The organism is Methylobacterium sp. D54C, assembly GCF_053345595.1.
The window spans coordinates 185,123-200,290 of the sequence record NZ_JBKFAK010000007.1; the positions used below are offsets into that span (position 1 = coordinate 185,123).

Here is a 15,168-nt window from a genome sequence, read left to right on the forward strand (position 1 = left end):
TACGGCGCGTCCAGGCTGCCAATGCTAGGCTGGCTCCGCAAGCGGTCGCGACCCGGATCGGAGACAGAGATGGCACGCCTCCCGGCCCTGATCGGTCTGACGCTTCTCCTGCTGACGCAGGGGGCCGGGGCCGCGGACCTGCGGGGGCCGGCGGCGCTGGGCCGGTTCCGGGCGACGTGCGAGGATCTCGGGACCTTCTGCTTCGCCGACGCCTGCGGCGGCGATCAGATCGCGGCGGCCGAGGGCTGCCGGGCGCGCTGTCCGAGCGCGTCGATCGTCGAGGTCGTCCCGGCCGCCTGCCCGCTGCCGGACGGTCGGTCCGTGCCGATCCTCCGGCGCCGCGGCTGAGAATCGGCCGCGATCGAGGGCCGGGAGAAATATCGGACGTCCGCGGCAACGAAACGCGGAACGCGGCATTGACCGTTTCGAACAAGCGAACAACGGAGACGCGGACAGATGCTCGCGAACGCGCGCGATGCCCGCCGGCGCACGAAGCTGACCAGCGATCTCCGTCCGCCCGAAGCGGGAGCGAACGCCGACCCCGTCCTGTACGGCGTGGCCGCGGGTCTGGCGGCCCTGTTCCCGCCCGTGATGCTGCGCTCGGAGGCCGCGCCCGAGACGCACCGCGCCTCCGAGACCTCGCGGGCGCCGGACGCGACCGGCACCCGCTGAGGCTAGGACCGGTCGGCGCAGGCTTCCCCTCAGGCCGCGAGCCGGACGAGGAGGAGGAGGGTCGCCAGGAGCGGCGCCGCCGCGGCGAGCCAGAGGGCGCCCGGATGGAAGCCCTCGGGCCCCGAGAAGCGCGCGGTCCGCGTCACCGCGGGACGCAGGGGATCCCCGCGTCCGATCCCGATCCCGACTGGCATCCGCGCCCTCCTCGATACCGGAGGAGTGAGCGCCGACGTCCCTCAAGAGCGTCTGAATCGGCGGCCGTCGTCGTTCGGCGTGGTGAACCGGCCCTTAAAGGGCCCGGTCGAACTTCAGCTCGCCGTTCGGGCTCTTCAGAACGAGCTGCGAGCCGACCATGTCCCACGCCGCCGAGGTGCGCAGGGCGATGAAGAACGCCTGCTCGGCGGCTGCGAGGCCCTTGTCGCAGCTCTTCTTGGTGAGCGCGAGCGGGCCGACGGCGATGTGCTGCTCCTTGAGCGGGAAGGCGGTCGCCGCGAAGGTGTTGCAGCCGCCGTAGCCGCGGGCGCGGTACTGCTTGTCGATGATGAAGCTCGGCCGGTCGCCGCCCGTGAACGGCTTGCCGTTCAGGCTCACGGCGGTCCAGGTCGAGTCCAGCGGGAACATCTTCTCGCTGGCCTTGGTCCCCGGCACGTACTGGGGCTTCTTCTCCTCCTCGCCGCCCGGCCGGCGGTTGCCCCGGCCGAAGCCCGTGGGCGAGCCGCCCATCTGCGCCTGCGCCTGCGTCGCCGCGGTCAGGTCCATGGCCAGCACGGCACAGGCCAAGCTCGCGATCAGCACCCCTCTCATCGTCCAGTCCCCATGTCGCGCGCGCCGCGCGCAGGTCATCCCGGTCCGGAAGCGCCGCGCGGGCCGCGCGGTCCGGCCCCTCGCGGGGGCCGCTCCGAATCCTTGCGCCTTGCCGGATGCGACAGGATTTCAGCACAATTATGGTCGCGCTCGGCCGAAGACCGCCCGGAAACGATCCGGGACCGCGATCGTTGTTAATCGATGCGAAGCAGGAGGATCACCTTGGCAGGATCGGACGAGGGCGCGCAGAGCGGGACCCGGGCGCTCGCCATGACCCCGGCGCAGTCGCGGGCGGCCCGCGGGCTGCTCGGCTGGTCGGAGGCCGATCTCGCCGGCAAGGTCGGCCTGGACGAGCGATTCGTGCGGGATTTCGAGGGCGGCTACAGCGACGCGCCCAGTGGCCAAGTCGAGGCCCTGCGCAGCGCCCTCAGCGCCGCCGGTGCGGTCTTCCGCGACGCGCCGACGCCCGGCGTCCACCTCGCGGCGGGCCGGGGCGTCGACGAGGGCACCCGCGCCGACGCGCTCACCACCGAGAACGATCGCTGACACTCGCCGGCCGGCCCGAACGCGCCGCTCATGGCGCGTTCATGCGCCGCGCCTGACAACCCGGGACGCCACAACCCGCGCACCGTCCGTGGAGCGTCCCGTGATCGATCCCGTCAGCAGCCCGTCGCGGTGCGACCGGCGCTTTCCCTTGGCCTTCGTCTTGTCGGCCTCCGACCGGATCGGAGGCCGCTGATGCGCGCCGACGCCTTCCTCGCCGCCGCCGACGCGCTGCCCGTGGCGAGCCTCGACGCCCTCCTGGGGAGCCGGGGGCTCGTGGTGGTCGCGCCCCATCCCGACGACGAGAGCCTTGGATGCGGCGGGCTGATCGCCGCCGCCCGGGCGTCGGGACGGCCCGTGCATCTCGTCGTGGTCAGCGACGGCTGCGGGTCGCACACGCATTCCCGTCTCTACCCGCCCGAGAAACTGCGCGCCCTCCGCGAGGCGGAGACCCGGCGGGCCGTGGCGGTCCTCGGCCTCGGGCCCGAGGCCGTCACCTTCCTGCGCCTCCCGGACGCGCACGTCCCGAGCGACGGCCCCGAGGCCGAGGCCGCCGCGTCCGCGGTCGCCCGCGCGGCCGCGGCGATCGGGGCCGGCGCGGTCTTCGTCACGTGGCGCCACGATCCCCACTGCGACCACAAGGCGGCCGCGGCGATCGTCGCCCTCGCGCGGCCGCAGATGCCGGGGGTCCGCGTCTACGAGTACCCCGTCTGGGGCTGGACCCTGCCGCCCGAGACCGAGGTCGGGCCGAGCCCCGCCGGCCTGCGCCTCGACGTCTCCGCCTATCGCGAGACCAAGGCGCGCGCCGTCGCCGCCCACGAATCGCAGACCACCGACCTGATCGCGGACGATCCCCAGGGCTTCCGGCTCGAGCCCGCCATGATCGACCGGCTCTGCGGCCCCTACGAGCGCTTCGTCGCGGTCCCCGCATGAGCCGCCGGACGCAGACCCTGCCGGAAGACTACTTCCTCGGCATGTACGCCAGCGACCCGGATCCCTGGCGCTTCACCTCGTCGTCCTACGAGCGCGACAAGTACGCGGCGACGCTGGCGGCCCTGCCGCAGGCGCGCTACCGGGCCGCGTTCGAGCCGGCCTGCTCGATCGGCGTCTTCACCCACGCCCTGTCCGAGCGCTGCGAGCGTCTGCTCGCCACGGATCTGGTTCCGGCCGCCCTGGAGGACGCCCGGGCGCGCTGCGCGGATCGCCCCCACGTCGAGATCCGGCAGGGCACGATGCCGGCGGACTGGCCCGAGGAGCGCTTCGACCTGATCGTCCTCTCCGAGTTCCTGTACTTCCTGGCCCCGGAGGATTTCGCCGCGCTCGTGTGCCGGGCCGGCGCGACGATCGCGCCCGGCGGCGACATCGTGCTGGTGCACTGGCTGGGCGAGACCGACTACCCGCTCTCGGGTGACGGCGCCGCCGAGGGCTTCATCCGGCTGTCGGCGCCCTTCGCACAGGTCCTGAGTCAGGCGCGGACGGACAAGTACCGCATCGACGTCCTGCGCGCCGGAACCGCCCCGTGAGCGTCGCGGTCATCACCCTCAACAAGGGCCGGCGCGCGCACCTGACCCGTCTGCTCGAAGGCCTCGGCCGCGGCGACCCGCCCGACCGCTGCGTCGTCGTCGAGATCGGCGACGACGCGGCGCCCTACCCGGCCCTGCCCTTCCCGGTGGAGCGCGTGCCGTTCCCGCGTGCCGGCCTGCCGCTCGCCGCGGCGCGCAATGCCGGGCGCCGGGCCGCCGGTGCCGACACGCTGATCTTCCTCGACGTGGACTGCATCCCCTCGGCGGGGCTCGTCGCGGGCCTGTCGCGGGCGGTGGCCGAGCGGGACGGCCTGATCTGCTGCGAGATCGGCTACCTGCCGGCCGGCGCGGTCGCGGACGGGTGGCGCGAGACGGATCTGGCGCGTCTCGGCGCGCCGCACCCGGTGCGGGTCTTCCCGCCCGCCGGCACGGTGGCGCCGGCGCCGCAGCCCGGCCTGTTCTGGTCCCTCGCCTTCGCGGTGCGGGCCGCGACCTATGACCGCCTCGGCGGCTTCGACGAGACCTTCTCGGGCTACGGCGCGGAGGACACCGACCTCGCCTTCCGGGCCGAGCGGGCCGGCGTGCCGATCCTGTTCCTCGGCGGCCCCCGGGCCTACCATCAGCATCATCCGGGCTACGACCCGCCGCTGCAGCATTTCCGCGACATCGTCGCCAACGCGGCGCGCTTCCACGACCGGCACGGGATCTGGCCGATGGACGGCTGGCTCGACGGGTTCGCCCGGCTCGGGCTGATCGCGGCGGACCGCTCCACCGGGATCGTGGTTCACCGGGACCCGACGCCGGACGAGATGGAAGCGGCGCGGCTGCCCGACGATCGGCCGTTCTGACGGGACTTCGGGCCACGCGGCGCCGCCGTCCTCGCCGCCGTCCTCGCGAGCGCAGCGAGGCAACCCGGCAGCGACACGCATGTCGCCGTAGCCGCGACCCTCGATTGCTTCGCTGCGCTCGCAAGGACGAGACGTTCCTCGCCGTGCGGAGGGCGGATCCCGGCCAGGGGGCCGGGATCCGCCCGCGTCAGAGCCGTCTTCAGCCCTTCATGGCGTTCGCCTTCTCGATCAGCGCCTCGGCCATGCGGATCGAGGCGATGTCGATGAGGCGGCCGTCCAGGGACACGGCGCCGCGGCCGGCCTTGGCGGCCTCTTCCATGGCCTCGAGGATGCGCCGGGCCTTGGTGACCTCGGCCTCGGAGGGCGTGAACACCTCGTTGGCGAGCTCGATCTGGCTCGGGTGGATCGCCCACTTGCCCTCGAAGCCGAGGGCCGCGCAGCGGCGGGCCGCCGAGCGGTAGCCGTCCGGATCCGAGAAGTCGCCGAACGGTCCGTCGATCGGGCGCAGGCCGTAGGCGCGGCAGGCGACCAGCATGCGGTTCTGGGCGAACAGCCACGGGTCCTGCCAGTGGGTCTGGCGGCTGCCGGACTCGTCCTTGTCGGTCAGCACCGAGAAGTCGGGGTTCACGCCGCCGATGACGGTGGATCGGGCGCGGGTCGAGGCGGCGTAGTCGGCGACGCCGAAGGACATCGCCTCCAGCCGCTTCGACGACTGGGCGATCGCCTCGACGTTGGCCATGCCGAGGGCCGTCTCGATCAGCACCTCGAAGCCGATCTGCTTCTCGCGCTTCTTGGCCTGCTCGATCTGGGTGACCAGCACGTCGATGGCGTAGACGTCGGCCGGCACGCCGACCTTGGGGATCAGCACCATGTCGAGCCGCGGGCAGGCTTCGACGATGTCGACCACGTCGCGGTACATGTAGTGGGTGTCGAGACCGTTGATGCGGATCATCATGGTCTTGTTGCCCCAATCCAGGTCGTTCAGCGCCTGGATAATGTTGGTGCGGGCCTTCTCCTTGTCGTCCGGGGCGACCGCGTCCTCGAGATCGAGGAAGATCACGTCCGCCGCCGAGGAGGCCGACTTCTCCATGAAGGTCGGGTTGGAGCCGGGCACGGCGAGTTCGGAGCGGTGCAGGCGCGGCTTGGCCTGCTGGATCAGGGTGAAGCTCATCTTGGGTTCTCTCTCCTGGTGACGGTTCTGATGCCGTTGCGGGATGCGGTCCCGTTCATCGGCGGCAAATGGCGCGCGCGTGGATCGCTGACAGGGCGCGGCTGCACGAATGGACCGGGTCCCCGGTACGGGATCGCGGCAGGGGTCCCGTCTCCCGCGCGGGAGAGGGAGCCCGCTGGACCCTCCCCTATCCGGTCGCCCCGAAGCCGACCGCGATGCAGTTGATGGACAGGAGCAGGGCCGACTTCACCGCCTCGCGCCGGTCCTCGTCGGTCTCCGCGCGGTAGCGGGCGAGCAGCTCGACCTGCTCGCGGCTGACCTGGTTGATCGTCGGGAGCCGGCCCTTCAGGCGGTCCCGGAACAGGGGGAAGCGCTCGGCCAGCTCCGTGCCGCCGCTCACCCGCAGCACCATCTCGCGGGTGAGCGCGTACTCGGCCTCGATCATCGAGAAGATCCGGTCCCGCACGCCCGCGTCCTGGACGAGGCCCGCGTAGGCGCGGGCGATGTCGAGATCGACCATCATCAGCGTCTTCTCGACCTCGTCGAGGACGAGGCGGAGGATGCGGGACTCGTTGAACAGCCGCTTGAGGGTCGCCTCGCCGTCGCGGCCGCGCACGTCGATGAAGCTCGCCAGCCCCGAGCCGACGCCGTACCAGCCGGTGATCACGTGCCGGTTCTGCGACCACGCGAACACCCAGGGGATCGCGCGGAGGTCCGAGAGCGAGCGCGCGCCGAAGCGGCGGGCCGGACGCGAGCCGATGTTGAGAAGGGAGATCTCGTCCAGCGGGCTCGCCGCCTGGAAGTAATCGACCAGGCCGTCGGTCTGGAGCAGCTGGACGTAGGCCGCCCGCGAGGCCCCGGCGAGCGCCTCGAGGGCGTCGTCGTGGCCGGGGCCCGCCCGCTCGCCGTCGCCGGCGAGCGCGTGCTCGAACACCGAGGCCGCCAGCAGCTCCATCTGGTAGGCGGCCGTGCCGCGGTTGGCGTACTTGAACGAGACGACCTCGCCCTGCTCGGTGGTCCGGAACCGGCCGCGGATCGAGCCCGGCGGCTGGGCCATGATGCCCTTCTGGGTCGGCACGCCGCCGCGGCTCACCGAGCCGCCGCGCCCGTGGAAGAAGGCGATCCCGACGCCGAGCTCCTCGCCGAGCCGGGTCAGCTTGCTCTGCGCCTTGTAGAGTTCCCAGTTGGCGGCGACGAAGCCGCCGTCCTTGTTGGAGTCGGAGTAGCCGATCATCACCTCCTGCACGCCGCCCTGCCAGCGGGTGGAGCGGCGGACCACCGGCACGTTGAGCAGCGCCCGCATGATCGCCGGGGCGGCGCGCAGGTCGTCGATGGTCTCGAACAGGGGCACGATCGGCAGCGGGCAGATCTCCGTGCCGGCGGCGTCGAGGAACACCCCCGCCTCCTTGGCCAGCAGGTACGCGCCGAGCACGTCCTCCACCGAGCGGGTCATCGACAGCACGAAGGCGCCGAACGCCTCGCGGTCGAGGGCCTCGCGCATCTCGGCGACGAGGGCGAAGGTGGCCAGCGTCTCGCGGGCCGCGTCGGGCAGGTCCTCGAAGGACCGCTCGGGATCGCGCGGCCGGGCGAGCTCCGTGTCGAGCCACTGGCGCCACGCGGCCGAGCCGAGGGCCGGCGGCTCGCCGTCGCCGTGGCGCTGGCGCCAGAGGGCGTGGAGCGTGTCGGTGGTCCGGGTGGTGTTCTCGCGCAGGTCGAGGCGGACCGTCGAGAAGCGGAAGATCTCGACCATGCGCCGGACCGGACGCACGAGGTCCCGCGCCAGTGCCCCGCACTTGGCCTCGGTCAGGCCGCGCTCCAGGGTGCGCAGGTCCTCGATCAGCCCGTCCGCGCTCGCGTAGTCGGGGCCGGACGGGTGCTCGCCCTCGTTGCGGGCGATCGTCGCCTCGATCTTGCGCAGGACGCAGGAGAGGTACTGGCGATAGGGCTCGCCCGGGTTGCGCCGGGTGATGGCGCGGGCCTGGCCGCTCTCGGCGAGATTCCGGTCGAGCTCCGCGCGGAAGCTCTCGGGCAGCGGCAGCGAGCGCTCGGTGAGCGAGAGGGTCCGCCCCAGCTCGCGGACGCCGTCGCGGTAGCGCGTGAGCGAGGCGAGCGCGTTGCGGTGCAGGGTCTGCCGGGTGACCGCCGCCGTGACGTAGGGGTTGCCGTCCCGGTCGCCGCCGATCCAGGAGCCGAACTGGAAGAACGGCGGCACCCTGAACTCCGTGCCCGGATAGGTCTCGGCCAGCGCCTCGTGGAGGGTCTCCAGGGTCTCGGGCAGCATCTCGAACAGGGTCTCGTCGAAGAAGTGCAGACCCCAGGCCACCTCGCGCTCGACGGTGGCCTTCTCCAGGTGCAGCTCGCCGGTCATCCAGACCAGCTCGATCTGGTCGCGCAGTTCGTTCATGAGCCCGTTGCGCTCACGGTCGGTCCAGCGCGGCATCTCCAGCTCGCGCAGGACGAGGTAGATCCGGCGGAACTTCTCCAGCACCGTCACCCGCTTGCCCTCGGTCGGGTGGGCGGTGAGCGTCGGGCGGATGCGCAGGTCGCTCAGCAGCGCCTGGATTTTTTCAGGGGGCACGCCCTGCTTGCGCGCGTCGGAAAAAACCTTGGCGAAGGAGCCGCCGAGCGCGGCCCGCCCCTCCGTGCGCTCCACGTGCCGGCGGCGGCGCATCGCGGCGTTCTGCTCGGCGATGGAGATCAGCTGGAACCAGATGCCCTGCACCTGCAGCGCGCGCGCCAGCATCTGCGGCGAGAAGCGCGAGATGTCGGCCGTCCCGTGCAGGACCGCCTCGAGGTCGGGGTCGTGCCGGCGGGCGACGTCGAGCAGCGCCTGGAACAGGATGTCCAGCGCCTGTTCCGACGACGTGCCGACGATCACCGGCGGCGCGAAGGCCGTGGCATCGACGAGACCGGGGGTTGCGTGAAGGGTGCGGGTCATGGAGCCACCTCGTGGCGCACGGTCTTTCTCGAGGATGTTCAGCGCGATGCGCCGTCACCTCCGGGAGGGAGGCGCGCATCGGCCGGTGCCCAGCGCGACGCGCGCCCTCTCCCGCTCGGGAGAGAGGACCCGCGCCGCGTTCCGGGACGTAAGGCGGGCCGGCCGCGCTACGCGGCCCGGGCCAGCACGTCGGCCACCGTCTGCCCGAAGGAGCCCGGATCCGGCGCCACCGTCAGCCCGTAGGAGCGCATGATCTCGGCCTTCTCGGCGGCGCTGTCGCCGGCCGCCGATATGATCGCGCCCGCATGGCCCATGCGGCGACCCTTCGGGGCGGTCAGCCCGGCCACGAAGCCGATCACCGGCTTCGACATGTTCTCGCGGATCCAGGCCGAGGCCTCGGCCTCCTGCGGGCCGCCGATCTCGCCGATCATCAGGACCGCGTCGGTGTCCGGGTCGGTCTCGAACAGGGCGAGGTGGTCGAGGAAGGACGAGCCGTTGATCGGGTCGCCGCCGATGCCCACCGAGGTCGAGATCCCGAGCCCGAGTTCCTTGAGTTGCGAGGCGGCCTCGTAGCCCAGCGTCCCGGAGCGGGAGATCACCCCGACATTGCCCGGAAGGTAGATGTGGCCGGGCATGATGCCGAGCATCGCCTTGCCGGGCGAGATGATGCCGGCGCAGTTCGGGCCGACCACCATAGTCCGCTTCTCTTTGGGGTAGCGGTACAGGTAGCGCTTCACCCGCATCATGTCCTGGGCCGGGATGCCGTCGGTGATCGAGCAGACCAGCCGCAGGCCGGCATCGGCCGCCTCCATGATGGCGTCCGCCGCGAAGGGGGGCGCCACGAAGGTGATCGACGTGGTGGCGCCGGTCGCCGCCACCGCCTCCTTGACGGTGTTGAACACCGGCAGGCCGAGATGGGTGCGCCCGCCCTTGCCCGGGGTGACGCCGCCGACGACGTTCGTGCCGTAATCCAGCATCTCCTTGGCGTGGAAGGTGCCCTTGTCGCCCGTGATGCCCTGGACGATGATCGGGGTGGTCTCGTCGATGAGGATGCTCATGGCGCGGTCTCCCCTCTCAGTGCTGCGTCTTGGCGGCGGAGCAGGCGTCGACCGCCTTCTTGGCCGCCTCAGCCAGCGTGTCGGCGGTGATGAGGTCGAGGCCGCTCTCGGCCAGGATCTTCTTGCCGGCCTCGACGTTCGTGCCGGCGAGCCGGACCACGAGCGGCACGTCGATCTTCACCTCGCGGGCGGCCTGGACGACGCCCTCGGCGACCCAGTCGCAGCGGTTGATGCCGGCGAAGATGTTGACCAGGATCGCCTTCACGTTGCGGTCCGAGAGCACGAGCCGGAAGGCCGTGGCGACCCGCTCAGGAGACGCGCCGCCGCCGACGTCCAGAAAGTTCGCCGGCTCGCCGCCCGCGTGCTTGATCATGTCCATGGTGGCCATGGCGAGGCCCGCGCCGTTGACGATGCAGCCGATCTCGCCCTCGAGGCCGATGTAGCTGAGGTTGTGCTCGGCGGCCTGCGCCTCGCGGGGATCGCCCTGGGACGGGTCGTGCATGTCGGCGATGCCCGGCCGGCGGAACATCGCGTTGTCGTCGAAGCTCATCTTGGCGTCGAGCGCCAGCACCCGGTCGTCCTTGGTGACGACGAGCGGGTTGATCTCCAGCATGGTGCCGTCGCAGTCGCGGAACGCCCGGTAGGCGTTCATGATCGTCTTCACCGCGGCCGAGACCTGCTTGATGTTGAGCCCGAGCTGGAAGGCGATCTCCCGCGCCTGGAACTGCTGCAGGCCGACCGCCGGCTCGACCACCACCTGGATGAGCGAGTCGGGCTCCTTGGCGGCGATCTCCTCGATGTCCATGCCGCCGCGCTGGCTGGCGATGACCCGCACGCGCTCGGCCTTCCGGTCCAGCACGTAGCCGAGGTAGAGCTCGCGCTCGAACGGGTCGGCGGTCTCGACGTAGACCCGCTGCACCGGCTTGCCCTCGGGGCCGGTCTGGTGCGTGACGAGGCGCTTGCCGAGGAGATCCTTCGCGGCGTCGCGGACCTCGTTGTAGGTCCGGCACAGCTTGATGCCGCCGGCCTTGCCGCGGGCGCCGGCGTGGATCTGCGCCTTCACGGCCCAGAACGAGCCGCCGAGCTCGGTGGCCGCGTAGACCGCCTGGTCCGGGCTGAAGGCGATCGCGCCTTTCGGGACGGCCACGCCGAAGCTCGCGAGCAGCTCCTTGGCCTGATACTCGTGGACGTCCATTCGGCGCCTCCTCCGCGGTTCGTTGCCGCCGTTGACGCCCTCTACTTTAGTTGAGTCGAAAGATTACGCCCGTCAAATTTTTTAAGCTCCTGATTGACCGCGACTTTTTCGCGGTCGCAACACAGATCGTATTTCATATTGCGATGCAGCATACAGGAAAACAGCGAGGCCGGGAGCACGATGCACCCGGCCTCGACTGTTGAATCGCTACAAAGTACGCCGGAACGCTTCGTTCAGGACGCTCTGTCCGTCATCGCGAGCGCAGCGACGTGACCCAGGGCAGCGCGACCTCTGAGATCGTGGCGCCGACTGGATTGCTTCGCTGCGCTCGCAGAGACGGCGGCGTCGACGGGGCCGACCGGGCACGCTGTGACGCGCGGTGCTGACCCAAGTCGCCGGTTCAGTTCACCTTGTCCTTGACGACCGCGTAGACTTTCTCGGTGAGTGCGCCGGCCTCGCCGAGCAGATCCTCCAGCTCCTTCAGCCGCTCCTCGGCGAACGCGCGGTCCTCGAGACCCTTGGCGTTCACGTAGACGTTCAGCGCCGCGCTGCGCAGGCCGGCATAGGCGGAGAGCACCGCCACGCCGGCATCCGACACGACGTTGAGGTTGCCCTTGTCGGCGGTGATGGCCGCGAGGTCGATCACCGCGCGGCAGGCCCGGCAGCAGGCGAGCGGCACGTCGCAGGCGGTCTTGAGCGCCGCCTGGATCTTCTCGGCGCGGGCCGCCTTCTCGTCGTCGGTGTTCTTGGGCAGGCCGTAGGCGCCCATGACGGCGTCGAAGGCCTGGACGTCCTCGCCGATCATGCCGGTGAGCACGACCCGCAGGCCCTCGGACTTGGCCAGGACCTCCTTCAGCTCGGCCTCGACCTCGACGTACTTCTTCTTGCCGATGGTGAGGTTGCAGACCATCGACACCAGGGCCGCGCCCATGGCGCCGGAGATCGCCGCCGCGCCGCCGCCCCCGGGGGTGGGGGCAGCGCTCGCCAGCTCCGTCAGGAATTTCTCGATGCTGTCGGTCTCGGGGCGATGCGTCTCGGTCACCGGCGCCTCCTCAGGCCATCGTCTTGGCGAGGGCGTAGATCTCCTCGGCGTCGAGCACCTTGTCGGTGCTCTCGAAGAGCTGGCCGACGCAGGCCCGATGCAGCTTGAGCTTCAGGCCGCCGATGCCCAGCGCCCCGAAGGCCTGCTTGCCGTTGCGCTCCTTGCCCTTGTCCATCACGTCGATGCCTCCGATGCCCGTCGGGGGCTGGGCGTTGTAGTCGGCGACGAACTCGATCGACGATTCCTGCGCCCAGGCGGCTTCCGGCAGCAGCTCGACGCCGATGGCGCCGGCCGTGAACACGAGGTTCGTGCCCTTCACCAGAGCGACGCGGGAGGCCTCGTCGGGGGTCGCGGCGGCCTTCACGTTGACCTTGAAGCGCGTGTTGATCTGGTCCGCGGCGGCCTGGGTCTTGTCGAGGGCGCGGCCCGCGATGGTGACCTCGGCGCCCTCGCCGGCGAGCAGAGCGGCCGAGCGCATGCCGACCGGGCCGGTGCCCGCCAGCACGACGGCCTTCTTGCCCTGGAGCGAGCCCGCGGCCTTGGCCACCAGCGCGACGCCCGCGGCGGCCGTGGTGTTGGAGCCGTTGGAATCGAGCATCACAGAGACCCGGAACGGGCCGAAGAAGCGCTTCTTGACGGCGGTGAACAGCGCCTCGCCCGCCGCCATGCTGCCGCCGCCGACGAAGATCGCCGTCGACTTCTTCTCGGAGCCGCCGCGGGTGTAGATCGTGCCGTCGACCAGGGCGCCGACATTGTCGGGATTCACGCCGCCGTAGCCGGTGATGTGGTCGGCGCCGCCGTCGTAGCCGACGACCGTGTCGAACACGTTCGGCACGGCATCGGTGTCGAACAGGAACAGCAGCTTCTTCGTCATTTCCTTGGGACCTTTCCGTCGCGCCCGTGGGGCGCCGGCGCTGATGTTGGTTGGGTCGGTGCGTGGACGCAGCCCCTCTCCTCCCCTTGCGGGAGGAGCCGGAGGTGGGGGTGGTGCTGAATCGCGCGGAGCGGTGCCTCCTGCACCACCCCCACCCCTGGCCCCTCCCCCCAAGGGGGAGGGAAACGCCCGTCGCTGATTTTGAGCTTAGGCTTCCACCACGTTCTGCGGCTTGCCCGCCACGAAGGCCTCGACGTTGTCGACGAGCTGGTCGGCCAGAATCTGCATCGCCTCCTTGCTCGCCCAGGCGACGTGCGGCGTGACGATCAGGTTCGGCAGGTCGGCGTCGCACAGGATGTTGCCGTCCTTGGGCGGCTCCTGCGCCACCACGTCGAACCCGGCGCCCGCGATGGTGCCGTCCTTGAGCGCCTCGAGAAGGGCCGCCTCGTCCACGAGGCCGCCGCGGGCCGTGTTGATGAGGATGGCACTCTTCTTCATCTTCTTGAGCTCGGCGGCGCCGATCATCCCCTTGGTGTCGGGGGTCAGCGGCACGTGCAGCGTGATCACGTCGGACTGCGTCAGGATCGTCTCGAAATCGACCAGCCCGTCCTGCGGGAACACGTCGTAGGCGATGACCTTCATGCCCAGCGCCTCGGCGCGCTTGGCGATCGACTTGCCCAGCGCCCCGTAGCCGACGATGCCGAGCGTCGAGCCGGCGATGTCGTAGATCGGATAGTCGAAGTAGCAGAACTGCTTGGACTTCGCCCAGTCGCCGCGCCGCACCGAGTTGGCGTAGGGCACGATCGCCCGGCGCAGGGCGAACATCAGCCCGACCACGTGCTCCGGCACGGTGTTGAACGCGTAGTTGCGGATGTTGACGACCGTGACCCCCTGGGCCTTGGCCTGGGCCTTGTCGACCACGTCGGTGCCGGTGGCGGCGACCGCGATCAGCTTCAGGTCGGGGAGCTGCTTCAGCGTCTCGGCCCGCATCGGGACCTTGTTGATCAGCGCGATCTCCGCGCCCTGGAGGCGGGAGACGATCTCTTCCGGCGTCCAGGTCGACTCGTGCTCGACGTATTCGTGGGGGAAATTGAACGGTCGGACCCTGGCATCGAGGGATTCACGATCCAGGAACACGATCTTCTTGGTCATAGGACCCCTCTCGTACGACGGGCGGTTTCCTCGATAGTCTTGTTCTTACTTGCGCGTCGGGGCGGGCCCGGCAACCCGGTCCCGCCCCGATCGCGGGCGCAGATCACGCCTTATGCAGCGGATTCTCGCGCAGGTAGCTGGAAGCGGCGGCGACGCCCGAGCCCGGCGTGACCTTGATGCCGCAATCGAGCATGGCCATCTCGGCGCCCGCGATGGCACCCAGCAGCGACAGCTCGTTCAGGTCGCCCAGGTGGCCGATGCGGAACACCTTGCCGGCGACTTTCGACAGGCCGGCACCGAGCGAGAGGTTGTAGCGCTCGTAGGCGTGGGTGATCACCTTGGCGGCGTCGGCGCCCTCCGGCACCACGATCGCCGTGACCGTGTCGGAGTTCCACTTCGGCTCCTTGGCGCAGGGCTTGAGGCCCCAGGCCGCGACCGCCTGGCGGGTCGCCTCGGCGAGGACGTGGTGGCGGTGGTAGACGTTCTCCAGCCCCTCTTCCTTCACGACCGCCAGGGCCTCGCGCAGGCCGTAGAGCAGCGGCAGGACGGGGGTGTAGGGGAAGTAGCCGGTGGCGTTGGCGGCCAGCTGATCCTTCCAGGCGAAGTAGGCGTGGCCGAGCCGGTCGTTGCGGCCGGTGCCGCTCTCGGCGATCTTGAGCGCCTTCGGGCTGATGCAAATCAGGCCGAGGCCGGCCGGCAGCATGAAGCCCTTCTGCGAGCCCGCGATGGCGCAGTCGACCTTCCACGCGTCCATCTCGAACGGCAGAGAGCCGATCGACGAGATGCCGTCCACGAACAGCAGGGCCGGGTGGCCGGCGGCGTCGATCGCCTTGCGCACCGCGCCGATGTCGCTGGTGACGCCCGTGGCGGTCTCGTTGTGGACGACCATCACGGCCTTGATCTTATGGTCCTTGTCGGCGCGCAGGGCCTCCTCGATCTTCTGCGGATCGGCGCCGGTGCCCCACTCCTCCTCCTGGACGACCACGTCGAGGCCGAGGCGCTGGGCCATGTCGACCCAGAGGTGGCTGAACTGGCCGTAGCGCGAGGTCAGCACCGTGTCGCCGCGGCAGAGGGTGTTGGACAGGGCCGATTCCCAGATGCCGGTGCCCGAGGACGGGAACAGGATGACCGTCCCGGCGGTCGAGCCGAACACCATCTTGGAGTCCTGCAGGAGCGGCTTCACCAGCTCGGGGAAGCTCGGCGAGCGGTGATCCTCCGACGGCACGTGCATGGCGCGCAGGACGCGCTCCGGGATGTTGGTGGGGCCCGGGATGAAGAGGTGGTTGCGACCGGGGCGCCGGGTTGCGGCCATGATGTTTCCTCCGAAAAGTCCATTGCGCGCGGGCGT

Annotated in this window: 16 protein-coding genes; 6 read left to right on the forward strand and 10 right to left on the reverse strand. The window is 70.7% G+C overall.

Annotated features, from left to right (window positions below):
* Nucleotides 1-69: 69 nt before the first annotated feature.
* Together ACLBYB_RS16920 and ACLBYB_RS16925 are read left to right on the forward strand one after the other, a co-directional pair.
* Nucleotides 70-348, forward strand: a complete 279-nt coding sequence (locus ACLBYB_RS16920) for a hypothetical protein (protein WP_020092644.1) — start codon at nt 70-72, stop codon at nt 346-348.
* 108 nt (nt 349-456) lie between these two features.
* A complete protein-coding gene (locus tag ACLBYB_RS16925; RefSeq protein ID WP_091679600.1) occupies nt 457-672 on the forward strand; it encodes a hypothetical protein in 216 nt (71 codons plus the stop codon).
* 29 nt (nt 673-701) lie between these two features.
* Here ACLBYB_RS16925 and ACLBYB_RS16930 read toward each other — a convergent pair whose 3' ends face one another.
* Nucleotides 702-866 (reverse strand): hypothetical protein, encoded by a 165-nt coding sequence (locus ACLBYB_RS16930; protein ID WP_170862923.1) that lies wholly within the window; start codon nt 864-866, stop codon nt 702-704.
* Between the two features lie 94 nt (nt 867-960).
* A complete protein-coding gene (locus ACLBYB_RS16935; protein WP_056525903.1) occupies nt 961-1,476 on the reverse strand; it encodes an META domain-containing protein in 516 nt (171 codons plus the stop codon).
* A gap of 222 nt (nt 1,477-1,698) precedes the next feature.
* On the opposite strand from ACLBYB_RS16935, the gene ACLBYB_RS16940 reads away from it, so the two are divergent.
* The 4 genes from ACLBYB_RS16940 (at nt 1,699) to ACLBYB_RS16955 (ending at nt 4,390) form a co-directional block, all read left to right on the forward strand.
* Complete coding sequence (locus ACLBYB_RS16940; RefSeq protein ID WP_020092648.1) at nt 1,699-2,022, forward strand: XRE family transcriptional regulator; 324 nt, start codon at nt 1,699-1,701, stop codon at nt 2,020-2,022.
* A gap of 192 nt (nt 2,023-2,214) precedes the next feature.
* Nucleotides 2,215-2,952, forward strand: a complete 738-nt coding sequence (locus tag ACLBYB_RS16945) for a PIG-L deacetylase family protein (RefSeq protein WP_100251386.1) — start codon at nt 2,215-2,217, stop codon at nt 2,950-2,952.
* Complete coding sequence (locus ACLBYB_RS16950; RefSeq protein WP_100251385.1) at nt 2,949-3,542, forward strand: SAM-dependent methyltransferase; 594 nt, start codon at nt 2,949-2,951, stop codon at nt 3,540-3,542. The genes ACLBYB_RS16945 and ACLBYB_RS16950 overlap by 4 nt, the downstream gene beginning before the upstream one ends.
* A complete protein-coding gene (locus ACLBYB_RS16955) occupies nt 3,539-4,390 on the forward strand; it encodes a glycosyltransferase family 2 protein (protein WP_100251384.1) in 852 nt (283 codons plus the stop codon). The genes ACLBYB_RS16950 and ACLBYB_RS16955 overlap by 4 nt, the downstream gene beginning before the upstream one ends.
* A gap of 199 nt (nt 4,391-4,589) precedes the next feature.
* On the opposite strand, the gene ACLBYB_RS16960 is transcribed toward ACLBYB_RS16955, so the two are convergent.
* The 8 genes from ACLBYB_RS16960 to ACLBYB_RS16995 all read right to left on the reverse strand — a co-directional run bounded on the left by ACLBYB_RS16960 (nt 4,590) and on the right by ACLBYB_RS16995 (nt 15,132).
* Nucleotides 4,590-5,561 carry an HpcH/HpaI aldolase/citrate lyase family protein gene (locus ACLBYB_RS16960; RefSeq protein WP_012320599.1) on the reverse strand — a complete coding sequence of 324 codons (972 nt, stop codon included), beginning with the start codon at nt 5,559-5,561 and terminating at the stop codon, nt 4,590-4,592.
* A 187-nt stretch (nt 5,562-5,748) separates the two neighbouring features.
* Nucleotides 5,749-8,499: a phosphoenolpyruvate carboxylase gene (locus ACLBYB_RS16965; RefSeq protein WP_447699463.1), complete on the reverse strand. Its 2,751-nt coding sequence runs from the start codon at nt 8,497-8,499 to the stop codon at nt 5,749-5,751.
* Between the two features lie 167 nt (nt 8,500-8,666).
* The gene (sucD, locus tag ACLBYB_RS16970) at nt 8,667-9,557 is read right to left on the reverse strand and encodes a succinate--CoA ligase subunit alpha (RefSeq protein WP_010687110.1); all 891 of its coding nucleotides are present in this window, start codon (nt 9,555-9,557) and stop codon (nt 8,667-8,669) included.
* A gap of 16 nt (nt 9,558-9,573) precedes the next feature.
* A complete protein-coding gene (locus tag ACLBYB_RS16975) occupies nt 9,574-10,752 on the reverse strand; it encodes a malate--CoA ligase subunit beta (RefSeq protein WP_020092653.1) in 1,179 nt (392 codons plus the stop codon).
* Nucleotides 10,753-11,152: 400 nt separating this feature from the next.
* On the reverse strand, nt 11,153-11,794 hold the full coding sequence (gene fchA, locus ACLBYB_RS16980) for a methenyltetrahydrofolate cyclohydrolase (RefSeq protein ID WP_020092654.1): 642 nt from the start codon (nt 11,792-11,794) through the stop codon (nt 11,153-11,155).
* A gap of 10 nt (nt 11,795-11,804) precedes the next feature.
* Nucleotides 11,805-12,668, reverse strand: a complete 864-nt coding sequence (locus ACLBYB_RS16985) for an NADP-dependent methylenetetrahydromethanopterin/methylenetetrahydrofolate dehydrogenase (protein ID WP_042673897.1) — start codon at nt 12,666-12,668, stop codon at nt 11,805-11,807.
* Between the two features lie 207 nt (nt 12,669-12,875).
* Nucleotides 12,876-13,820, reverse strand: coding sequence for a D-2-hydroxyacid dehydrogenase (locus ACLBYB_RS16990; RefSeq protein WP_020092656.1), 945 nt, complete (start codon nt 13,818-13,820; stop codon nt 12,876-12,878).
* 103 nt (nt 13,821-13,923) lie between these two features.
* The gene (locus tag ACLBYB_RS16995; RefSeq protein WP_091926147.1) at nt 13,924-15,132 is read right to left on the reverse strand and encodes an aminotransferase class V-fold PLP-dependent enzyme; all 1,209 of its coding nucleotides are present in this window, start codon (nt 15,130-15,132) and stop codon (nt 13,924-13,926) included.
* Nucleotides 15,133-15,168: the final 36 nt, after the last annotated feature.